General features: G+C 47.9%; 19 protein-coding genes. 4 read left to right on the forward strand and 15 right to left on the reverse strand.

From position 1 onward, the window contains the following. Window positions 1–436 precede the first annotated feature (436 nt). Window positions 437–1102 carry a TetR/AcrR family transcriptional regulator gene (locus N7E60_RS14870; RefSeq protein ID WP_077481052.1) on the forward strand — a complete coding sequence of 222 codons (666 nt, stop codon included), beginning with the start codon at window positions 437–439 and terminating at the stop codon, window positions 1100–1102. 33 nt (window positions 1103–1135) lie between these two features. Here the strand turns inward: N7E60_RS14870 and N7E60_RS14875 are convergent, their stop codons facing one another. The 11 genes from N7E60_RS14875 to cspE form a co-directional block, all read right to left on the reverse strand. Continuing rightward, on the reverse strand, window positions 1136–1855 hold the full coding sequence (locus tag N7E60_RS14875) for a YebC/PmpR family DNA-binding transcriptional regulator (protein WP_269598919.1): 720 nt from the start codon (window positions 1853–1855) through the stop codon (window positions 1136–1138). Between the two features lie 152 nt (window positions 1856–2007). After that, complete coding sequence (locus N7E60_RS14880; RefSeq protein WP_069589801.1) at window positions 2008–4242, reverse strand: methyl-accepting chemotaxis protein; 2235 nt, start codon at window positions 4240–4242, stop codon at window positions 2008–2010. A gap of 192 nt (window positions 4243–4434) precedes the next feature. After that, on the reverse strand, window positions 4435–5964 hold the full coding sequence (locus N7E60_RS14885) for a bifunctional GNAT family N-acetyltransferase/carbon-nitrogen hydrolase family protein (RefSeq protein ID WP_069589802.1): 1530 nt from the start codon (window positions 5962–5964) through the stop codon (window positions 4435–4437). Window positions 5965–5996: 32 nt separating this feature from the next. After that, window positions 5997–6857, reverse strand: coding sequence for a GGDEF domain-containing protein (locus N7E60_RS14890; RefSeq protein WP_269598920.1), 861 nt, complete (start codon window positions 6855–6857; stop codon window positions 5997–5999). A gap of 566 nt (window positions 6858–7423) precedes the next feature. Then, a complete protein-coding gene (locus tag N7E60_RS14895) occupies window positions 7424–8059 on the reverse strand; it encodes a LysE family translocator (RefSeq protein ID WP_269598921.1) in 636 nt (211 codons plus the stop codon). A 212-nt stretch (window positions 8060–8271) separates the two neighbouring features. Then, window positions 8272–9699, reverse strand: coding sequence for an aspartate kinase (locus tag N7E60_RS14900; protein ID WP_069589806.1), 1428 nt, complete (start codon window positions 9697–9699; stop codon window positions 8272–8274). 78 nt (window positions 9700–9777) lie between these two features. Further along, the gene (locus N7E60_RS14905; RefSeq protein ID WP_077457892.1) at window positions 9778–10167 is read right to left on the reverse strand and encodes an ectoine synthase; all 390 of its coding nucleotides are present in this window, start codon (window positions 10165–10167) and stop codon (window positions 9778–9780) included. 45 nt (window positions 10168–10212) lie between these two features. After that, a complete protein-coding gene (gene ectB / locus N7E60_RS14910; protein ID WP_269598922.1) occupies window positions 10213–11490 on the reverse strand; it encodes a diaminobutyrate--2-oxoglutarate transaminase in 1278 nt (425 codons plus the stop codon). 11 nt (window positions 11491–11501) lie between these two features. Then, window positions 11502–12059, reverse strand: coding sequence for a diaminobutyrate acetyltransferase (gene ectA / locus N7E60_RS14915; RefSeq protein WP_077457896.1), 558 nt, complete (start codon window positions 12057–12059; stop codon window positions 11502–11504). A 347-nt stretch (window positions 12060–12406) separates the two neighbouring features. Further along, window positions 12407–13369: a bacteriohemerythrin gene (locus N7E60_RS14920; RefSeq protein WP_269598923.1), complete on the reverse strand. Its 963-nt coding sequence runs from the start codon at window positions 13367–13369 to the stop codon at window positions 12407–12409. Between the two features lie 200 nt (window positions 13370–13569). Continuing rightward, a complete protein-coding gene (cspE, locus tag N7E60_RS14925; protein ID WP_069589811.1) occupies window positions 13570–13776 on the reverse strand; it encodes a transcription antiterminator/RNA stability regulator CspE in 207 nt (68 codons plus the stop codon). Window positions 13777–14325: 549 nt separating this feature from the next. Here cspE and N7E60_RS14930 point away from each other — a divergent pair. Next, window positions 14326–15273: a slipin family protein gene (locus N7E60_RS14930; protein ID WP_069589812.1), complete on the forward strand. Its 948-nt coding sequence runs from the start codon at window positions 14326–14328 to the stop codon at window positions 15271–15273. A gap of 1 nt (window position 15274) precedes the next feature. Next, entirely contained in the window at window positions 15275–15769 is a 495-nt protein-coding gene (locus tag N7E60_RS14935; protein ID WP_269598924.1) for an NfeD family protein, read from the forward strand. 337 nt (window positions 15770–16106) lie between these two features. Here N7E60_RS14935 and N7E60_RS14940 read toward each other — a convergent pair whose 3' ends face one another. Further along, complete coding sequence (locus tag N7E60_RS14940; RefSeq protein ID WP_167370411.1) at window positions 16107–16280, reverse strand: hypothetical protein; 174 nt, start codon at window positions 16278–16280, stop codon at window positions 16107–16109. A gap of 268 nt (window positions 16281–16548) precedes the next feature. Between N7E60_RS14940 and metC the strand changes: the two genes are divergently transcribed. Next, on the forward strand, window positions 16549–17745 hold the full coding sequence (metC, locus tag N7E60_RS14945; RefSeq protein WP_269598925.1) for a cystathionine beta-lyase: 1197 nt from the start codon (window positions 16549–16551) through the stop codon (window positions 17743–17745). 49 nt (window positions 17746–17794) lie between these two features. Here the strand turns inward: metC and N7E60_RS14950 are convergent, their stop codons facing one another. The 3 genes from N7E60_RS14950 to N7E60_RS14960 form a co-directional block, all read right to left on the reverse strand. Next, the gene (locus N7E60_RS14950; protein ID WP_269598926.1) at window positions 17795–19393 is read right to left on the reverse strand and encodes a methyl-accepting chemotaxis protein; all 1599 of its coding nucleotides are present in this window, start codon (window positions 19391–19393) and stop codon (window positions 17795–17797) included. Between the two features lie 155 nt (window positions 19394–19548). Next, on the reverse strand, window positions 19549–20775 hold the full coding sequence (locus tag N7E60_RS14955) for a quaternary amine ABC transporter ATP-binding protein (protein WP_269598927.1): 1227 nt from the start codon (window positions 20773–20775) through the stop codon (window positions 19549–19551). After that, a complete protein-coding gene (locus N7E60_RS14960; RefSeq protein WP_269598928.1) occupies window positions 20768–21664 on the reverse strand; it encodes an ABC transporter permease in 897 nt (298 codons plus the stop codon). Before N7E60_RS14960 ends, N7E60_RS14955 begins: the two co-directional genes overlap by 8 nt. Between the last annotated feature and the right edge of the window lie 41 nt (window positions 21665–21705).

Below are 21705 nucleotides of genomic sequence, written 5' to 3' on the forward strand. Positions count from 1 at the left end.
CATTGCACTATTACTATTGTAGACCTTGGCTCTAGAAGTGTCTGTGGGCGGCATCGTATTCGCGTGTATATCAACTTGTTAAATCTGATCAGCAGTCTTAACAATCGATGTGTCGCCACCCAATGTAGATACCATTGCTGTTGTTTAATGCGATCACAGCTCCTTTCCTCATTCTGAAAGTCTTTCTTGTCATCCTGTTATTTAACTACAGGTTAGCCCTGTTGGCGATCAATGTGTGTTATTCCTCTCGCTAACCCGCCTTTTATCTGAGTGTTATGCGTAATGTGTCACCGAACAATGATCGTCTAGAAACGGACTCGGAGGCTGTTTTTGATCACCTAACTGACTGATCTGTCCTTAATGCTATAACTTTCAATTACTTCCAAATTGCCCACCAAGATCTGTCGAAAAAACATTCGGTTATTGGTCACATTTTATGCAAATAAAATTGAATGAACATTCGGTATGTTTTATTTTTTCAACTAGTCTTTCATTTTTTGATCAAATAACGATGAATAAGAACGAAATTGCTTCTCAGGCGATGCGGCAAAGAATTCTCTCGACGACTTTAGAAATTGTTGGAAATGAGGGGCTTGCAGCATTAACTGCAACAAAGTTAGGTAAGAAGGCGGGGATCAGCAAAGGGGCGCTTTATCATCATTTTGATAATCTAGATGCGGTAAAACACGCTGCGGTAGATGAGCTGATTTCAATGTTTCTCGCGGTGGCAGAGCCCGCGAATTTTGATGATTTTGAGAGTTATCTCGAAGTGACGGGTGATACCTTGTATCTCACCATGAAATGCGAACCTTATGCGATGAAAGCCATGTACAGTTTCACCGCGCAAGCGTTATTTGACGATCAGTTCAGAGCGTCAATACAGCGTTTTTCTCAGCATGGACTCGCAGAGTACACCCGGGCGATAGATTACTTCTATCAAGGCAAAATTCCTCAGCACCAAATTGATACCGCAATCCGTGTTGTAGATGCCTTTTTTCTAGGGGTTGGCTTGCAAAGCTATTTATTACAGGGGGAAGATAAGTTCCGGCAAAACTGGGCGTTGTTCTCTCAAATGCTGCTCAAGCAACTTGGTGAGAAATAAGGCGCCTTATCAAAGGCGCCTTGAGTGAACGGCTTAAACGAGCTCAGCATTGTGATAAACGTTTTGTACGTCATCACAGTCGTTTAGCATATCGAGGAACTTTTCAAAACGTTCAACGTCTTCGCCACTGACTTCTGTATTGGTCTGAGGAACAAAGGTAATCTCTTCCAAATCCAGAGGTGTATCACCAAGGTGATCGCTGAGTGCGTTTTTCACTTTGAAAAACTCTGTATGCGGCGCAAATACGGTCATCACACCATCTTCTGCTTCAATATCGGTCACGTCGACATCTGCCATTACTAGCGCTTCGAGAACGCCTTCTTCATCGTCGCCCGCAAACTGAAATACCGCTTGATGCTCAAACATGTGTGACACGGCGCCCGGTGAGCCAATCTTGGCATCATTCTTCACAAAGCATTGGCGCACGTCCATATAGGTACGATTGTTGTTATCAGTCAGACAATCGACGATAACGGCACAATTGCCAGGACCAAATCCTTCGTAGCGAGCTACTTCATAGTTTTCGCCGCCACCACCATTGGCTTTATCAATGGCTTTATCGATCACATGGCCAGGCACTTGGTCTTTTTTCGCTTTTTCAATCAAACGGCGTAGTGAAAGGTTGCTGTCTGGGTCACTACCGCCATTTTTGGCGCACACGTAAATCTCTTTACCGTACTTTGAATACACTTTGATTTTTGCGCCCTGGGTTTTGGCCATCGACGCTTTACGAACTTCAAAACTACGTCCCATTCGGAATCTCTCTTGTTACGCTTACGCAGAAATGCGGTGATTCTATCAAGATAGCCATTCTATGTGCTAGCGAATGTTGAGAGTTTGCGCGAGGTCAGGCGATTGTTTGGGAGAAGAGAGGTGCTCGGCACATAAGGTGCCGAGCGTGAGCGTTAGGCAAGCTTGCCTTGGCAATGAAATTTACTGGTATGGCCTTTGAGCACTTGGGAAAGGGCACTTAAGTCTTGTGTTGCTTGCGTGATCTGGTCCATGGCTTGACGGTTTTCACCTGTCATGGTGTTAATTTCCTCGAGGTTTTGATTGATCTCTGTCGCGACCAAGGATTGCTCTTCAGAGGCGCTCGCCATCTGCAGTGACATATCGGCGATCTCTTCGACGGCCATCACCGCTTGTTTTAGCGATGCAATACTGGACTCTGCCCGTTCCGAGACATTGCCCGCAGCATCCGCACTGTCGACCATTGCTTGCGTTGTATCGCTGGAATCGCGTTGCAAGTTTTCAATCAATTGGGCAATTTCACCCGTCGCGTCTTGTGTACTTTGCGCGAGGGTTCTCACTTCGTCGGCAACTACCGCAAATCCGCGTCCTTGCTCACCCGCACGTGCCGCTTCAATGGCCGCATTAAGCGCGAGTAGATTGGTTTGATCGGCAATTTGTCCAATGGTTTGTAAAATGCCTGAAATGTCTTCCGCACTGCGGACTAACGAGTCAGATTTGGTGCGCGCACTTTGTAATCGCGCGACTAAGTCGCGCATTGAGTCGACGGCGAGTGAGACCTGACTGTCACCATCGTGGATCATCTCACGCGCTTTCTCCGCGGCATCGGCCGTGGAAGAGGTACTGGATGAGATTTGATTGGCGGTCGCGGTCATCTGCTCCATCGCTGCCGCAACCTGTTCAGTACGTGCATTTTGCGCTTCGAAGTTGGTCAAGGTTTCAACGGTTGACGCTGACAGTTGTTCTGCCGCTGCGGCTTGTTGGCTGGTAGCGCCGATAATATCACACACCATTGCGGTGAGGTTTTTGGTCATTTCTCGCATTGAGCGATAAACACCAGTTGCGTTCGGATCTTGATTAAAGGAGACGGTGAGATCGCCATCGGCAATGGTTTGCACAATTTTTTCCATTTCTTCAGGTTCACCGCCAATCGGACGAGTAATTTTGCGGGCAAAGATAATGGCGGTTGCAACGATACCCATCACGGCAATCACAAAAATGACCGCGACAGAAAGCTCGAGCGCGTTTAGAGCAGCAAAGGCTTCTTTAACGTCCATTTCTGCAATGATCGCCCAGGTTAGCCCTCCAGCGGTCACCGGTGCATAAGCAGACAAAACAGGATTACCATTATAATCGCTAATGACATCAATGCCTTTTTCGCCGTTAATTGCACGTTGAACGGCTTGCGTGTTGACGGCACCTTCAGCGGGGTTCATAAACGAAGCGAACACGGTGCGGTGTTCTGGGTCTAGAAATGAGTTGGAGCGCATTAAGCCGTCGCTGCCCACCAGGTAGGTCTCACCGGTTTGGCCTAAGCCATCACGCTCGGTCATGATTTCACTCAATCGATCAATGGGGAATTGGTACGCTAACACACCCAGTAACTGATTATTACGGTAGACAGGCGAGGCCATAAATCCTGCTGGTGCATTGGCGGATGCGGAGTAGGGCGAAAAATCGACAATCACGGCATCGCCATTGCTAAGTTGACGGCCTTGTTTAAAAGCCTCGGCAAGCCCTGAGCGTTGAAAAGGCCCGGTGAGTAGCGAGGTGCCAAAGTCGACTTCTTTGGAGACCGAGTAAATCACCGTGCCCCGCTGCGCTTCAATGAGAAAAATGTCGTAATAGCCAAATTTCGCTTGGACGTCTCTTAAAAAGGGGTGGATAGCTTGATGAGCGCGATCGTAAGCGGGCAATTGGCGACTGGTTTGGTAATTCCCTTTTTCGCCGATGGGACTGGGGTTATTCACCAGATACGCGTTTTGTAGGGCAATAGTTTGTGGAGAAAGCTGTGCGACGAGCTCCTGTACACTCGGTAAGCCAGTGTTGCCAGTCGCTTGTAGTTTACTGGTTAGGTTCTGCTGATAATAGCGGACTAACGATGATGACGCGGCGTTTTCTGGGCGGGCTAAGTTGGTAAAGGCTTGGGTCATGGAAGCCATGGCATCAGCGATAGAAGGGATTTCCGCAGTGGTAATGATCTGCCCTTCTGCGGTTTTAAAATAACGCTCGACCGCAGATTTTTTCACCTCTCGCAGTGCTTCTAACTGGTTAAACGTTTGGGTCTCGAGCGAGGAAGATGCCGTATTAAGCGACAGCAATGTGATCACCAACGCAGGCACGATGCCCACGCCAAGCAAGCTGACGAGCATTCTATGTTTGAGCTTCATGGCCTTTCACCTCAATGATTAATTAGCCGATTGGATAGGCAAGCCGAATTGGTTGCTTTTTAATCAATAGTAGTTAGTGATTGGCAGGCGTGTCGTAAAAATTGGGCGCTTGTTGTGTTTTTTTTTGTTCACAGTGTGAGCAAGGCCAATAAATAGAAGTGATTTGCCCCGCAATTTACGGGGCAAAAGCCTTTACTCCTGACTCAGGTGATTGGCATACAGTTTTGGTCGACGGTGCTTGAGGTTGGTGACTGAACCTCGCTCGTGCAGCATTTTAAGTTTGTCTAAATCGACATCCGCAAAGATCATCATTTCTGTATTGGCATTCGCTTCGGCGAGTGTTGCATCGTGGGGGAAATACACATCAGACGGCGAGAATACTGCTGACTCAGCATACTGAATGTCGACGTTATCTACTCGAGGGAGGTTGCCCACGCTGCCTCCAATGGCGACATAGCATTCGTTCTCAATCGCACGCGCTTGAGCGCAGAGACGAACGCGTAAATAGCCGTTTTTGGTGTCGGTCCAGAAAGGAACAAAGAGGATCTGCACATCTTGTTCCGCGAGGATGCGTCCCAGTTCAGGGAATTCGACATCATAACAGATGAGGATCCCCACACGTCCGGCATCGGTTTCAATGACTTTGACGGTTTCGCCGCCATCAATCACCCAGTCTCGCTGTTCATGCGGCGTGATATGTATTTTGTATTGCTCATCGATGCTGCCGTCTCGATGCATCAGGTATGACACGTTGTACAACTTTTCATCTTCTAATACAGGCATACTGCCTGCAATGATATTGATGTTGTAAGTAACGGCGAGTTGAGAGAAGCGTTGCTTAATTGTCTGTGTGAATTCACTTAAAAAACGGATTGCTTCTACAGAGCCTTTTTCTGGGGCAAGCCCCATCAAAGGCGCACAGAAAAACTCAGGGAATAGGGCAAAGTCCGATTGATAATTCGATAGCGATGAGACAAAAAACTCCGCTTGATTGAGCAGGTCATCGACGGAGAGTACATGACGCATTTGCCATTGAACCACCCCAATACGAACAATAGTCTTCTCTATATCGTGGACGGATGAGGCATCCTCTTCATAAAAGAAATTGTCCCACTCTAATAGGGTGGCGTAGCCTGCGGATTTACCATCCTCTGGAAGATATCGGTTCATCAAACGTTTCACATCAAAATGATTTGATAGTTGAAACGACAAAATCGGATCGTGGATTTCTTTACGACGCACTTTGTTGATGTATTCAGTGACCGTCAGGTCATTATGCTTGTGATAACCGGGAATCCGCCCACCGGCAAGAATAGCTTTGAGGTTAAGCGCTTGGCAGAGATCTTTACGTGCTTCGTAAAGCCGACGTCCCAAGCGGTGACCACGATAATCAGGGTGAACAAAGACATCGAGGCCGTAGAGCGCATCCCCTTTGGCATCATGAAATACCACCCCATCATCGGTGATGATATCCGCGTAAGTATGAGGAATAGAAAAGCGGTTATAAGCCACTTTTAGCGTGAGTGCCGCGGCGACAATCTTACCATTGTCTTCAATACAGATTTGTCCATCCGGAAACGCGGTCACCAATTGCATGATAGTACTCTTGGGCCACGCGCCCCCAACATCGGGAAAAACGAGATCCATCAGTTCTGCAAGTGGCTGGTAATCACCTACCTCTATCACACGCAAGTTCAGCAGCGTGTCGGCATTTTCGTCCATTACATGATCTCCTTAGGATGTCTGACTCCCCATTATGTCAAAGATTGTCGTGTGAGATAACGTTTAGGAAGATCTGTGTTCGACTCTTCGCAAGGAACAGAGGTTGTGGCTCGCATGGGGGCGACACTTGACGGCGCGGCTTGATGCTCGGTGAGGGCAAATTCGATCCGATTCCGGCCACGTGCTTTTGCCTCATAAAGCGCGCCATCGGCACATTCGAATAGCTGGTTTATTGTCACAGGCTGATGGCGGCGATGGGTGGCGACACCCACACTGACGGTAAAGCGAATAATATGTCCTTGTTCTGTTCTGACTTGGCAGGCTTCAATTTGTCGGCGAAGCTGCAATGCGATGTGCTGAACGCGTTTAACTGAATCACCACTGAGTAACAGGATAAATTCTTCTCCGCCCGTTCTCGCACACAAGGCGCCTACTTGTTGCGCGATGTGTTGTAAATGCTGGCTAAAGGCGATCAGGACTTGGTCACCGGCGAGATGGCCATAGACGTCGTTGATACTTTTAAAGTTATCCAAGTCAGCCAATAACAAGGCGTGAGCGGTATCGTCTTCAAGACGTTGAGTGGTTTGGGTCACGAAGGCACGACGATTGGGGAGTTGAGTGAGCGTGTCTTGCAAAGCCAGTTGGCATAAGGTGTATTCGAGCCGTTCGAAGCAAAGATAAATAAAGGTCACAAATTTGACGAACTCGGCCATCAAAATCATGTAGTAGACGAAGATATAGCGATGGGACAGCGTGGTTTCGTTGAATGGTGTATCAAACGCAAACTGGATGCGCAGGCCATACAGAACCAACAAGATAGAAGCGATACCAGCATATAAGCGATAGCCAGTGCGTGCGCGATACGGGCTTTTGAGCAGTATACGAAGCACCATCAGGTGTATAACCGCATAGAATAGGCAATAAAAACTGATGCGTATGGCAAGGGGCGCATCATTGACAAGGAGTAATGAGTATATCCCGACAGCCAGTGTAAAGACCAACCCGCCGACACGCCACCAAGGTGGCTGTTTTTCGAGTGATTGGGTCCCCCACCAGACGAAAACTTGGGCGCTTATGGCTGCTACGACACCGAGCCAAACAAGCCCTGATATCTCTGTACTATTTCCGAGGTTATACACGGACGTGCCTGCTGAGATCAACAAGCACGCTACGCCCCACAGCTTTATATCTCTGTGTTGATTAAACTGCCAACCAATCAATAAAACAGCGACCGTTAGCAACCAAAATATACTGATACAGGCTAGTGTTAGCGTGGGTAAATGAAGGTCAAACACGTACTCGAATCCATCCGATACAACAGCCTAAACTCGTGATGCTAGGCAAGGAAAGCCCGCACGTTGAAGACGAGCTTACGTACAATATACCAGACAATGAGGGAAAGTTTTATGGCACCACGAGGGTTCGGTGGTTTTTTATTCAATGTATTTTCGACAAACCACTAAATACTATTCTGTTGTAAAAATAGCCAAATAGCGAGAGTCGCAAAAATCATCGCCATCAATTTATGCTGGTATTTCTGAACGCTAGGACGTGTGAATAAAGCGTTACCTAGACGACCAACTATCACAACAAGCAAGACATTAAACGCCAATCCGAGAATATTGAGCAATAGGCCAAGACTCAAAAGCTGCATGCCTGAGGATGCTTGGATTTGTTGCGAGATGAACTGAGGTAAAAAGAGAACAAAAAAGAGTAGAGCCTTGGGGTTGAGTAAGTTGGTCATCACCGCGCGTTTATAAAGGTGTCGGCCCATCTTTTGACGATGAGCAAGCGCTTCACTATCCGTTGGCGAAGCTCGCCATGTGTCGATGCTCATTTTTAGCAGATAAGCGGCGCCTACGTACTTTAAAACAGTGAGCGCCATAGGCGACATTGCAATCATCGCCGACACGCCAGTAGCTGCCAAGAGGGTCAGAATCAATCCGGATGTCGCATTCCCTAAACTTGCTGCAAAACCGACTCGCTTTCCATAACTAAGACTTGCACTAATGATCAGTAGCATGTCGGGACCGGGGATAAGAAGCAGTGCCACAACGGCCGTTAAATAAACAGGGAGCAAGGTTGGATCAATCATAGAATGCGCGTATCACTGACAAAATAAAACGCGGCATTTTACCCGGTTAAGCAAAAGGATCAACGGAACTTATCTATTGTGATGATCATTAGTACTAAAATTAGTGTAAACAGGAGTGGAAAATTAATGTGATAAGCATAAAAAAACGCCTCTCGAAAGAGGCGTTTAATGGAAGAAAAATTGACTGAGCAATTAATCGCTTAGCACTGCGGTTACGCGGCTTTGATGGTCGGCTTTGGGGCCGGTTTCTCAATAAAGCATGCGTGTAGTGCGCAAATCGCCGCATGATAGAATTTATCCAGTACCACGTACTGTACATCCACGTCACGCATCGAGGAGTGTGCGGCTTTTGGATTAATTTCTGCGTCCAGTAGCGCGAGCATACCTCGGCTCATGGTCTGGTTGGAGTCAATCCGGCTACCAATGACCGAAATCAACGCAACCATCTCGCCAGTGATCTTCGCTTTAGGATATAGCTTCTCTACGCGATTGATCACTTTGTCTTGGCTGGCTGTCTTGCCATCCAAATAGTAAGTGATCGAGTTGGCGTTCATCTCTTTACTGATTAGCTGAACGTTTTCCTCACGAATAATTTCCATCACGTCGTAGCTGACGCGATCGACATGGCCAACCATTGATTGATCAAAGATATGCAGCGCTAGCACTTTATCACGACCTGCAATGATCTCTATTTCATTGTCTTTAGGACGATATTTGTGGGAAATCACCGTACCTGGATGATCGGGTTCGAAGGTATTTTTCACCACAAGTTCGATGCCGACCGCGCGCATCCCTGATGCGGCATTAGGGTGAATCGCTTCCATCCCCAAGTTGGCAAGCTGATCAGCCACGTCGTAGTTGCTCAAGCCCATCGGCTGAACGCGTTCTGGACCGACGATACGCGGATCAGCACTGCTTAAATGATACTCTTTGTGGATCACCGCGCTGCTTGCTTTGGTTAATACCGCAATACGACTAAACGTCATTTCGCTATAACCGCGATCGTATGTTTTCATCAAACCTTCATCGCAGTATACGTAGCCGGTAACGATGGGCAGCTCATTGCTGAGATCGATATCTTCCATGGCGCGCGCAATCACGGTGTTTAAATCACCCTGTGCTTCGTCGGGGTTGTCCCAGCCAGAAAGGTCAACAAACCGTGAGTTAATTCCCACGCTCTCAAGCAAAAGAGAAGAGTTGTGCGCACTGTGAGCTTCTCCAATTGACGAGAGGAACTCGCGCACTTGGGGCAAATAGCTTTCTAGAGAAAACTGCCCATAGTTACAGGTTTCGAGAATACCTTCGATGCAGCTGTGTGCTTTCTCCATACGTTGACGAATGAAGTTGTCTGCACGCTCGCGGTAAACAGGGTCTGGGAACATGTTGCTGTTAATGAGCAGCATACGTTGTTCCAGCTCTTCCATAGCATCGCGCCACTTCGGATTATTGGCGGCGAGTAGGCGATAGATACCCGGCTTGCCAGAACGCTTACACTCCAGCAATGCATCCGTGATGCCAGCATAAGCAGAAACCACAAAAATTCGGTTATAAGGGTTAGACGGGTACAAAAAGATATTATCCATGACAGCGTCGAACGCTGACATTGATGTACCGCCGATCTTTTCAACGGTATGATTCATGTGAGCTCCTTGTGGGCTTTTATGAATTGAAGTCGTCGATTGGGTTTACAGGGGCAGCATCCCGCTGCCCCAAGACGGTTAATCGACCAGAGGGTAAACACCGTTTTCGTCATGTGTCTCTTGCCCAGTAATCGGTGGGTTGAAGACACAGGCCATGACCATATCAACACCTTTATTTGCGCGAAGCTGGTGCTCGTCATGTTTGTCAAGAATGTACAGTGTGCCAGGTTTGATTGGATACACTTTACCGTCGTCGGTCGTTTCAATCTCACCTTCACCTGACATGCAATACACAGACTCTAAGTGATTCTGGTAATGGATATGCGTGTCAGTATTGGCGTAAATGGTGGTAATGTGGAACGAAAAGCCCATGTTGTCATCGCGCAACAACATACGGACACTTTCCCAATTTTCAGCCACTACGCGGCGTTCACTGTTTTGGCATTCTTCTAATGTGCGAACAATCATGTCAATCCTTTATACGTCTGTTTGTTAATGGGTGAGAGCTTTGAATTAAGACGCTTTTTTCAATTTGTCTTTTTTGTATTGCTCAACCGACTTAACAAAAATCTGCAGGCCTTTCTCCATTTCAGCTTCGCTAACTGTCAGTGGTGAGAAGAATTTGATCACTTCATCATCAGGGCCAGCTGTTTCGATGATCATACCGTGCTCGAAACAAAGGCTTGTAATGGCATCAGAGATATCACCATTTTTACATGCGATACCCTGCATCAGGCCACGACCTTTGATGGTGTCGAACAGGTCACCATTTTTCGCTAAGACGTCTTTCAACACTTTATTGAGTTGATCAGCACGCGCTTGGATATGGGTTTGGAACTGACCATCTAGCCAGTAAGTTTCAATCGCTTCTGCGGCTGTCACAAATGCATGGCTGTTACCACGGAATGTACCGTTATGTTCGCCAGGTGCCCATTGATCCAGCTCAGGTTTCAGCAGAACCAGTGCCATTGGTAGGCCATAACCACCAATCGACTTCGACAAGGTCACGATATCTGGGTTGATACCTGATGGTTCAAAGCTAAAGAAAGTACCAGTACGACCACAGCCAGCTTGAATATCATCGACGATCATCAAGATGCCATGTTCTCTACAGATGCTTTCTAGGCGTTGCAGCCACTCATTAGAGGCCGCATTGAGACCGCCTTCACCTTGAACGACTTCAAGCAAGACAGCGGCGGGTTTATCTCCACCTGTTAGACCGCTTGAGGCATCGTTTAGCATGGTTTCGAACAGTGTGAGACCGTCAACATCGGCATAGCCGTCATACGGAATACGTGTTACCGCGTTATTCACTGGCATACCGCCACCACCGCGATGATGATGATTACCGGTCACAGCGAGTGCGCCATAGGTACAGCCGTGGAAGCCGTTCGTAAATGAAACGATGTTCGGGCGACCTGTCACTTTTCGTGCCAGCTTCATCGCCGCTTCAACAGCATTTGTACCGGTTGGACCGGTGAACTGGAGTTTGTAGTCCAAGTTACGTGGTGCCAAGATGTGCTCTTTAAATACCTCGAGAAAGCGTGCTTTTGCACCGGTGTGCATATCCAAGCCGTGGGTAATGCCATCTTTCTCGATGTACTCAATCAGCGCTTTTTTTAGCGTCGGGTTGTTGTGTCCATAGTTAAGCGAACCGGCGCCAGCAAGAAAATCGAGGTAGCGCTTGCCGTCAACGCCAGTGATCCAACAGCCCTTCGCGCTTTCAAACACGACGGGGAAGTTGTTGGCGTAACATTGAACATTTGACTCCTGCGATTTAAAGATATCCATAACTCATCCTGTTATTTTTTGAGTGGAATTCGGAAAAGGTATTCGGTGTCATGTTCACCGTTAAAGTGCTCTTGTTCATCAAGGAACACTGAGCGCTGACCACCTGTACCGTAGAGGCGGTCTACCTTTTTGAACAACGCCCAAGAGCCAGCGTTGTCTTCAGTGATTGTGGTTTCAATGAATCGGATGTCTTGTGACACTTTGCGCGCTAGTAACGCTTCGACCATTGATAGGGCAAGCCCTTCTCCACGTGCTTTGGGCGATACGGCTACCTGCCACACAAAAAATGTGTCTGGTTGCTCTGGACGAATGTAGCCAGAGACGAAGCCGTGAATGTCGCCGTCACGCTCTGCCACAACACAGGTCTCTTTGAAGTGCGTTGCCTGTAAAAAGTTGCAGTAGGCGGAGTTCACATCCAACGGAGGGCACTGGGTGATTAATCGATAGATGTCGCCACCATCACGAATCGATGGCTTACGAAACACAAACCGCGTGCTCGGTTTTATCTGTTTACGGTCAAGGACTTCGTTTTCAAGAACTGCCGTATCTGTCGTTTTTGATCGCCACATAATTGTTTTGTGCTCTAACGAATTCGTTATATATAATAGGTGCTGAATTTTGTTTATCAACCCCGGATTTCGCTAATCGGTTTATCACTACTCAATAAGTAACTGATATTAATAAAATTTGTTAATGTTAAAATTTTTATTAACCATAATACTTTGATGCGTAACATTTACTGGACTAAATGTATTGACGATTTTCAATCTGGTGTGACTCATGCCACAAAGATGGAGGAGCGGCTTGGACTTCGTCTCAGTTGGAGTTGAATGAGGTGAAAAGATTGGCTTTAAAAATAGATTTTAATAGACAAAAAGCCTAGTCACCTTTGCTGCTTGTGAATCTAATAGGGTGACTAGGCGGATTGAGGCGATTGGCTAAGGAATTCACGATATTGTCTGTCTTCTTTTACGACGTGGTGTACCCACCAGTAACGCAAAAACTTGAAAAACTCTGAAGAGTACAGTTCAGGATCCGCCTGGCACTGAAGCAACACATAATGCGCTTGCCGTGATAAACGCTCATGGATGACCGCATGTTGTTTGTATTTGGGATAGGCGAGATCGTGAAGAATGTCTTCTTCTAGTTGGAAGTGGGACACAATGTAGTCTCGAAACCGCTGGGCGAGATCATCAAAATCTCCTTTTTCACCATCGGCATGGTGGTACGCGATAGCCTCATAGGTGTCATTGATGATAGCCAGTAATTGCTTGTTGCTGGCATCGAGTTCTGAGTGCCCCACAGAGTATTTGTCCTGCCAACGAATAAACTTTCTGTCTTTGCTCTTTGCTGTCGCTTGTTCAGGCGTAACAGGGGGTGCTGTTGTATCAATTGTCGGGCTTGTGTCCGAAATTTTTTCGATTTTCTCCTGCTCTTCTTCAGTGAAGACAATGGCCCCATTGTGCTCAAAATCGGTCGATTTAGCTGGATCGGCCTGATACATCTCAAAGTAGTATTTTGGTGGCTTTTTGGATTTGGTATCTTTGGCTAGCTGTTGAACACGATTTTCGAGGTCTTGTTTTCTAACTGGCTTGACCATGAATGCGTCAACATCATAACGGATGCATTCGCTAATCACTGACTGAGAGGCATTTGCGGTGAGAATGATGATCGGTACATCGTGCTGTAGGTGGTAGCGACCGCTACGGATAAGCCTTAGCATTTCCAAACCATCGATAGGCTCCATCTGTAGGTCGGTGATAATTAGGCTAGGTTGTTCGTGAAAGGCTCGTGATATGGCTTCAGCGCCATCGGCCGCCGTGATAACGGATTTGATCCCTAGCGCTTGTGCCATCAAACTTATGGTATCTCGAATCATTTCATGATCATCTACCACTAAACACCGAGATAGCATACTCCCTCCTGCCAAAGCGCTAACTGTTTTAAAAGCATAGTAAACGGCGAGTTTTGCTGCTGAATGATTTGTTGAGTTTTTATGCGTTTTTGTGGGGGGTGAGAGGTTGCGCATATAAAAAAAGGCGCCTAAAAGGCGCCTTTTCTTCTTAAATCTGGTTTAGCTTACAGGCGAGTTACGTTCGCTGCCTGTGGGCCTTTTTGACCTTGCTCGATATCGAACTCAACCTGTTGGCCTTCAGCTAGAGTGCGGAAGCCTTCACCAACGATGGCGCGGAAGTGAACGAATACGTCTGGACCGTTCTCTTGCTGGATAAAACCGAAACCTTTTTCTTCGTTAAACCACTTAACGGTACCATTAGCTTTAGACATGATGTCTCCTGAATATATTAACTAGGTGTAGCAGTGACGCGAGTGCCATTAATCGTTCTATGGGCAAATGTAGCGAATATCTTCAGGACAACTAACTTTCCAGCCAAACGGTAGGGTGTTTCGATGTTTCTATATTCAATTGCTGCATAAATTTCCGATTAGCGAAGCCGCTTAACAGCTCCAAGAGGACTACGCGTAATTTGCGCGTCAGTTTACTGTTGGCTGTGACGATGGTCGCCTTTCAGCTTTCAGTAACGTCAACCAACACGGTTGAACAGTAGCGAGAATACACGCAAAAGAATGTGAGGTAAATCTCTTTTCGCACTTTATATCCGGTTTATTTTGAGTGAATGATTGAAAGTGAGATCAAGCGCCGAGATTTTTGTCAGGGTTAAGCAAATCAATGGCGAAAACCGCGTCCTGTATTGGGACGGATGTCAAAGATGCTATCGGACGCTGTCTTTTTTCATCGACATTGACGTACTCTTAATGCTTTCTACGAGTAGCAGCGCGTTGCTGTTTGTCGATCCTCTACTGATAGGAACCCTAATGAACGAAATGGTCTCTCTTACTAGCGCGTTTAGCGTTTGGATTGTACTCGCAATCCTAGTGATTGTTTTCTTGCGTGGCTCGGTAAAGTTTGTTCCGCAAAACACCGCCTATGTGATTGAGCGTTTTGGTAAATATTACAAAACGATGGAAGCGGGCTTGAACTTTATTGTGCCTTTTATCGACCGTCTAGCCTATGAACGTACGCTAAAAGAGCAAGCGTTCGATGTGCCGAGTCAGTCGGCCATTACCCGAGACAACATCTCTCTAGTCGTAGATGGTGTGCTTTATATCAAAGTGCTGGATCCTTACAAAGCTTGCTACGGCGTCGATGACTATATCTACTCCGTGACTCAACTGGCGCAAACCACAATGCGTAGTGAAGTGGGTAAGATGGAATTGGATAAGACCTTCGAGGAGCGTGAAAGCCTCAACACGGCAATCGTCTCGGCGATTAACGAAGCCGCTCAGCCTTGGGGCGTACAAGTCCTCCGCTATGAAATTAAGGATATTGATCCGCCGCGTTCAGTATTGGATGCGATGGAGCGTCAAATGAAAGCCGAACGTGAAAAACGTGCGGTGATCCTTGAGTCAGAAGGGGCACGTCAGTCGGATATCAACGTTGCAGAAGGGCAAAAACAAGCACGTGTGCTTGCCGCGGAAGCGGAAAAGTCTGAGCAGATCTTGAAAGCGGAAGGTGAAGCGAAAGCGATTATCGCGGTCGCGGAAGCACAAGCTGAAGCGCTTGAAATTGTCGGTTCAAGAGCGATCACGGAAGAAGGTCAGAAAGCTATCCAGTTAGACTTGGCAGAAAAAGCCATCAGTGCGAAAGAAGCGATCGCGAAAGAGTCTTCTGTCGTATTGCTTCCAGAGTCGGGGACTGGCGCGGCGAGTACGGTTGCTGAAGCGATGACCATTATTCAAACATTGAACAAAGTGAAAGGCTAATATGCAAAACTGGTTTACCACCCATCTAGCTGAGATGACGATGATTATCGGGCTGTTACTGCTCGTGGTCGAAGTGTGGTTGCTGGGCTTATCGACCATCGTATTACTGGCGACCGGGGTTGCTGCGGTACTGGCGGGGCTTTTAGCGATGCTTGGTGTGTTGCCGGAGACTGTGACCGTGATGTTCAGCGCAACCGGGATCGGGGCTGGGCTGTTAACCGCCGCGCTGTGGCAGCCGTTAAAGCGGCTACAACGTGGTGCACGTAGTCCTGACAATACGCACAGTGACTTTATTGGCTTGACGCTGACATTGACTGAGCCGTTAACGTCCGCACATCCAGCGACAATTAAGTATTCGGGTGTCACGTGGCAGTTGGTGCTCAGTGGCAGCTGTCATGATGCGAGCTTGCAAGCAGGTGACAAAGTGCGGGTGATCGGTGTTGATGTCGGTCGCTTTACGGTAGAACCGGCCGGTGAAGCGGAGTCGAGCCACTAGGCGTTGTTTGCCATTCTGGTTTAATTGAGCCAAATAAAAAGCTCGGGCATCATGTCCCGAGCTTTTTCGCGTGATACGCGCTATGCCTAGCTAACCGGGTGCCTCGATAAGTGGAGGCGCTGTATTTAGGCTTTTTTCAGCTGTTTTTTCAGCTTTTTCAGTTTGCTTTCTTGTTTAGCAACTTTTGCTTTGGTCTTTTTGATCGATTTTTTCAGATCTTTCTTTGATGCTTTAGCCATCGGTTTTCTCCTTTCTATGTCATTGCCGGTGTTTTCGCCACCGCAATACGGCTTCAATGCCGTGGACAGGTGCCGGCAAGTTGCACCTAAAACTGTGATTATGAGCTCTTTTTTTCTTCGTGTTCTTTTAAAAATTGTTTGATAAATCGACGGATCTCTCTAGCGGCTGATGTGTCGAGATCCTCGCATTTTGACAAGAAGGCATCGCGTTGCTCACTATTAATGCGAATGAGTAACTGACTGTCTTTTTTGCTTTTTTCTTTTTTTGTCATCTGCATTTGCCTATCGTTTGGATATACAATGTATATACACTTTCTTCGCTTTTCCACCTAGTGTGCTTAATTTGTGATCTGTTTAGTGATCTAAACAGTTATTTGCATACAATTCGACATTGTAGCTGCGGGGCTTCGTCATCCATGCCATAAATAACAAGGAGACGAGTGGTTGAACCCGTTTAAATAGATGGCTAAATGTCTTTACTGCTAAAGAAATAATGCTTAGGGTAAGGTATCCATGGAGCAAATATTTGGGTAAGGAATTATGGAAAAAAAATACCTGAGCACACAATTGATTCACGCGGGGCGCGACAAACGTTATACCCAACAAGGTGTGAACCCTGTGATCCAACGTGCTTCCTCCATTGTTTTTGACACGCTCGCCGACAAAAAACATGCGATTGCGCATCGACACCAGCACACCTTGTTTTATGGCCGCCGTGGCACCCAGACGCATTTTGCCCTGCAAGATGCGATGACAGAGCTCGAACAAGGTGAAGGGTGTGCGTTGTTTCCGTGTGGCGCCGCAGCCATTGCCAACAGTATCTTGGCATTTGTGAAAACGGGCGACCATATTCTGGTGACTGGCTCGGCTTACGAGCCCACACAAGACTTTTGCCAAACTATCCTTGCCGATATGCAGATTGAGACTGAGTTTTTCGATCCGCTTGAAGGAGCCCAAATCGTTGAGCGTATTCGGCCTAATACTCGGATTGTGTTTCTCGAGTCGCCTGGGTCGTACACCATGGAAGTCCATGATACGCCAGCCATGGTGCAAGCGATTCGCGCCAAAGTCCCAGACGCGATCATTATGATTGATAACACCTGGGCTGCTGGCGTTTTATATCAGCCTTTAACACATGGGGTCGATATTTCGATCCAATCGGGCACCAAGTACATTATTGGCCACTCCGATCATATGCTCGGCACCGCGGTAGCGAATCGTCGCTGTTGGCCGCAGCTACGAGAACGTGCTTATTTGATGGGGCAAACCATTGATGCCGAGACGGCATATCAAGCGGCAAGAGGGTTGCGTACCCTAGGCGTGCGTTTAAAGCAACACCAACAAAGTGCTCTACAAATTGCGCAATGGCTAAAAGAGCAGCCAGAAGTTGCGCATGTCCTTCACCCTGCATTTTCTGATTGCCCCGGACATGTCTTTTTTGAGCGAGACTTTTCTGGTAGTAATGGCTTGTTTTCGTTTGTTTTTGACCAAAGACTTACCGATGCACAGCTGGAAGCGTTCTGTGATCATTTACAGCATTTCAGCATGGCGTACTCATGGGGTGGATTTGAGTCGTTGCTGTTGACCAATCAACCTGAACAACTCAACCGTATTCGTCCTGCCGGTAAGGTAAGTTTCAGTGGCACCTTAGTCCGTGTGCACATTGGTTTGGAAGCGGTAGAGGATTTGATCACTGACTTAGCAGCAGGCTTTGAACGCATTAAAGCGGCCCAGTAAAAGCGGATAAGCCACCTTAAGTTGATGAAGGTGGCTTTTTGATGTCGGTTTAAGTCTGGAACTGGTCGGTCAGCGTGGTGAGTGCACTCGATTGATGACTCAGTTGGCCACTGACGTCGCTGGTGGTATTGATGGCTTCAGTGAGTGACTGGCTGCCTTGCTTAAGCGCACGACGGCCGGCGGTGAGATGTTCTATCTCCTTATGCTGTGAGGCCAGGGCGGCTTCTACCTCGGCACTCAACTGTTCCAAGCCTTGGAATGTGGCATGCATATCACTGAGAAAGCCTTGAAGACGAATGCTGGCTTGCTGGTTGGAGGCACTGGCCGTTTGTGTTTCTGTGAGCAGTGAACTGGCGGTATCAACTTGTCCTAAGAGATCGTTAATCCAATTGCGAATATCACCGGTCGATTGCGCCGTGCGCTGTGACAGGCCTCGGACCTCATCGGCAACGACCGCAAACCCTCGGCCATGCTCGCCGGCACGCGCGGCTTCAATGGCTGCATTTAATGCCAGTAGGTTAGTTTGCTCCGCAATCCCTTCAATCACATCCATGACCCCTGCAATTTGTTCACTGGTTTGTTTCAGTGTTGCCATGGTCGACGACACCTGCTCTACGATACCCACACTGTGTGCGATAGCGGCGTCGGTAGCCCGCATTTGTTGCTGGATCTCGTCGTTATCGTGAGACACTTTGCTAATGTACTCGCGCGTATCATGAATGGCACTGGCAATTTCTGTGGTGGCACTTTCCATGACGCTGAGAGATTGGGCGACATCGTCGACTTGACGACGGGTCTGCTGGTTAATCTTTGCGACTTGTTTGCTTTGGGTATCGAGCGTGTCAGATTGACCATCTAACTCGGCGGTTCGTGATTGAATGTCAGTGACAAAATGCGAAAACTTGTCGAGTAAGTTATTCGAGGCCCGAGCCACTGCACTGACCTCATCACTGTACCTATCGGTGAGGCGGGTGCTCAGATCGGAGCGCTGGTCAATATCTGTTAAGGCATTAGCAATATGATCCAAGCGAACCACCACAGTTTTGCGCAACCATGTCATCAATACCAATGCTAAGAGTAAGGTGGCGCCACAACCAATATACACGGTATGGGCTTGTTGGTTTAGAAAGGTGATCAGCCCGCTTGCAGAGTGTTTCGCATGAGCTTGTCTTTCGGTCAGCTTCTCGTTGATAGCGAGCAGCATAGGATCAACGGCCGGATACATATCAAAGTCGACCAATCTCCCCGCATCATAGAAGCTTTTGGCCGCGATGGTTTTTTCTAGCTGGGCGAGATAGTCATCGAATGCCTGCTTATCGGCTTGATGCTGCGCGCGCCAGATTGTGAGCGACGGAGAGTGAGAGAGTGCTTGCCAGCTTTGCTGATAGTCTTGATGAAGTTGTTCAAACTGCGGCTGAATTTCATTCCAGAACAGCAACTGTGCTTTGATTTTTTGCGATAAGTTGACCAAGTTGCGGTGATCGCGTTCCAGCGCGAGCAACGCCCAGACTTCAGGCAGCTGCTGATTGACATACTCCGAAGAGGCTTGCGCAGAGCGGGATGAAATCCACAGCGATAAGCTTCCTAGCCCAATCGTGGATGCAATAAAGAGGGAAAATGCGATTAACAGTCGCTGTCGTACACTCATGTTGTTTCCTACCAACTACTCATGTTCGGATGAGGGGCAGGTTAGGCAGCGACTGTTGCAGGGGAATGACACCTGTCTCAATAGTGTGATTTGAGACTGATGTCACTGTTTAGTTTAATGAACACAGCGGCTAACCCAATAGCCGCTGTCACCGGTCAACTCGCAATCGCGGGCGAGTCAGGATCCCTTGTGGAAGCGGCTTTCTCGCTGAGAATCGTGGCAACCGTTTGGCGCGAAAGGTGGCCAATCAACTCCCCTTCTTTATCAAAAACAGGAAGCGGCCATTTCGATGCCAGCGTGTCTGGGATCACTTGTTCAAGCAAGGAGTCTTGGTCGATAGCAGGCACATCTTCAATCATGCTGGCATCAATTTGTGTACTGGGATCAGCTTTGCTGAGCGCTTTTTCGCTCAGTGTGCCCTGATAGCCATCCTCGGTGACATAATAGCCATAGCTGGCTTTCTGTCGACGCATTTGCATGATGGCATCGCCAATGGTATTGGCGCTTATGCGACAAATCTGCGGCTGCATCACCGTCTCCACCGTGAGTGCGCGAGCGCGATTCACATCTTTGACAAAGGCTTCCACATAGTCATCTGCTGGACGCAATAGAATATCGACGGGCTCACCAACCTGTACGAGTTTACCATCGCGCAAAATCGCAATGCGATCGCCCAAGCGTAAGGCTTCATCCAGATCATGCGTAATAAACACAATGGTCTTATGGAGCTTCTCTTGTAACTCAATCAATTGATCTTGCATCTCGCTGCGAATAAGCGGGTCCAGCGCAGAGAAGGCTTCGTCCATGAGCAATATATCGGCATCGGTACATAAAGCACGCGCGAGTCCTACTCGTTGCTGTTGGCCCCCTGACAATTGCGCAGGGTATTGGTCCGCGTAACCCTCCAAACCAACGGTTGATAACCACTGTTGGGCTGTGGCATCACGATCCTTTTTGGCCACGCCTTGAATGTGTAATCCAAACGCGACATTTTCTTTAACGGTCCGGTGCGGTAATAGGCCAAATCGTTGAAAGACCATCGACATTTTATGACGGCGGAATTGCTGCAACTCTTGTTGAGAGAATTGCATAATATCCGTGCCCTCAATGCGAATCGCGCCCTCGGTAGGATCAATCAGACGGTTAAAGTGACGGATAAGGGTCGACTTCCCTGACCCCGATAGGCCCATGATCACGAAGACTTCACCGCGTCGAATCGAGAGGTTGATATCACTTAACCCAATGGTATGCCCAGTTTGCTGAAGCAAGTCATCTTTGCTTTTTCCGTCTTTCACACTGGCCATCACTTTGTGAGGGTGTTTACCAAACACCTTGTACAGGCCTTCAATTTCAATCAGCGTGTCATGGGTTGGCTCAGTCATGCTCACTTCCTTTTAAATGCTGCTGCGCACGTTTGGCGTAGCTTTGTGAAACGCGGTCAAAAATGATGGCGAGCGCGACAATGGCTAAACCGTTCAGAAGACCTAGGGTAAAGTATTGATTAGTAATGGATTTGAGAACGGGTTGTCCCAAGCCTGCCACACCAATCATGGATGCGATAACAACCATGGCCAAGGCCATCATGATGGTTTGGTTAATACCGGCCATAATGGTGGGCATTGCCAAGGGGAGCTGAACTTGAAAAAGCCGCTGCATGCCGCTGGCACCGTAGGCGGTAGCGGCTTCGAGAACATCTTTATCGACCAATCGGATGCCTAAATTGGTCAATCGGATCACCGGCGGAATGGCATAAATCACCACGGCAATGACGCCGGGAATTTTCCCGATCCCAAGCAACATGACCACCGGAATCAGATAGACGAATGCCGGCATGGTTTGCATCACATCCAAAAGTGGCGTGACAATCGCTTGGGTACGGTCTGACTTCGACATGGCTATCCCAATCGGTACACCGACACCAATAGCGAGCAGGGTACAGACGAGAATAATACTCATGGTGCTCATGGTATCTTCCCACATCCCTAAATACCCGATGGCAGTGAATGCGACCACCACAGCTAGGGGAAGTTTCCAAGAGCGGCTGGCCAGATAGGCAACGCCGGCCAGAATTGCGATCACCAACCACCACGGTGTCGACAGCAACAAATCTTCGAACCAAACCAGAAAGTTAAGTAAGGGGTCGAAAAAAGACTCGATAGATTCGCCGTATTCACGGGAGAAGCTGCGATAGGCACCGTCGAGGGTTTTACGTATTTCAAGCAGATCTCGTCTGCTCATTTCAGGCACATCAGTTAGCCATGAATTTGCCATTTTCAGGGGGTTCCTTTACTGCGGGGAAAGCGCAGCGCAGC

It is taken from the genome of Salinivibrio proteolyticus, assembly GCF_027286365.1.
Classification (GTDB): Bacteria; Pseudomonadota; Gammaproteobacteria; order Enterobacterales; family Vibrionaceae; genus Salinivibrio; species Salinivibrio proteolyticus.

What these genes read in the sequence shown, in the direction of transcription:
- metC (WP_269598925.1), top strand. Translation starts at nt 16,549, where the DNA reads ATGGAAAAAAAATACCTGAGCACACAATTGATTCACGCGGGGCGCGAC.
- N7E60_RS14890 (WP_269598920.1), bottom strand. Translation starts at nt 6,857, where the DNA reads ATGGTGCTTCGTATACTGCTCAAAAGCCCGTATCGCGCACGCACTGGC.
- N7E60_RS14880 (WP_069589801.1), bottom strand. Translation starts at nt 4,242, where the DNA reads ATGAAGCTCAAACATAGAATGCTCGTCAGCTTGCTTGGCGTGGGCATC.
- N7E60_RS14885 (WP_069589802.1), bottom strand. Translation starts at nt 5,964, where the DNA reads ATGGACGAAAATGCCGACACGCTGCTGAACTTGCGTGTGATAGAGGTA.
- N7E60_RS14875 (WP_269598919.1), bottom strand. Translation starts at nt 1,855, where the DNA reads ATGGGACGTAGTTTTGAAGTTCGTAAAGCGTCGATGGCCAAAACCCAG.
- ectA (WP_077457896.1), bottom strand. Translation starts at nt 12,059, where the DNA reads ATGTGGCGATCAAAAACGACAGATACGGCAGTTCTTGAAAACGAAGTC.
- N7E60_RS14870 (WP_077481052.1), top strand. Translation starts at nt 437, where the DNA reads ATGCAAATAAAATTGAATGAACATTCGGTATGTTTTATTTTTTCAACT.
- N7E60_RS14935 (WP_269598924.1), top strand. Translation starts at nt 15,275, where the DNA reads ATGCAAAACTGGTTTACCACCCATCTAGCTGAGATGACGATGATTATC.
- N7E60_RS14955 (WP_269598927.1), bottom strand. Translation starts at nt 20,775, where the DNA reads ATGACTGAGCCAACCCATGACACGCTGATTGAAATTGAAGGCCTGTAC.
- cspE (WP_069589811.1), bottom strand. Translation starts at nt 13,776, where the DNA reads ATGTCTAAAGCTAATGGTACCGTTAAGTGGTTTAACGAAGAAAAAGGT.
- N7E60_RS14940 (WP_167370411.1), bottom strand. Translation starts at nt 16,280, where the DNA reads ATGACAAAAAAAGAAAAAAGCAAAAAAGACAGTCAGTTACTCATTCGC.
- N7E60_RS14905 (WP_077457892.1), bottom strand. Translation starts at nt 10,167, where the DNA reads ATGATTGTTCGCACATTAGAAGAATGCCAAAACAGTGAACGCCGCGTA.
- N7E60_RS14895 (WP_269598921.1), bottom strand. Translation starts at nt 8,059, where the DNA reads ATGATTGATCCAACCTTGCTCCCTGTTTATTTAACGGCCGTTGTGGCA.
- N7E60_RS14930 (WP_069589812.1), top strand. Translation starts at nt 14,326, where the DNA reads ATGAACGAAATGGTCTCTCTTACTAGCGCGTTTAGCGTTTGGATTGTA.
- ectB (WP_269598922.1), bottom strand. Translation starts at nt 11,490, where the DNA reads ATGGATATCTTTAAATCGCAGGAGTCAAATGTTCAATGTTACGCCAAC.
- N7E60_RS14920 (WP_269598923.1), bottom strand. Translation starts at nt 13,369, where the DNA reads ATGATTCGAGATACCATAAGTTTGATGGCACAAGCGCTAGGGATCAAA.
- N7E60_RS14950 (WP_269598926.1), bottom strand. Translation starts at nt 19,393, where the DNA reads ATGAGTGTACGACAGCGACTGTTAATCGCATTTTCCCTCTTTATTGCA.
- N7E60_RS14900 (WP_069589806.1), bottom strand. Translation starts at nt 9,699, where the DNA reads ATGAATCATACCGTTGAAAAGATCGGCGGTACATCAATGTCAGCGTTC.
- N7E60_RS14960 (WP_269598928.1), bottom strand. Translation starts at nt 21,664, where the DNA reads ATGGCAAATTCATGGCTAACTGATGTGCCTGAAATGAGCAGACGAGAT.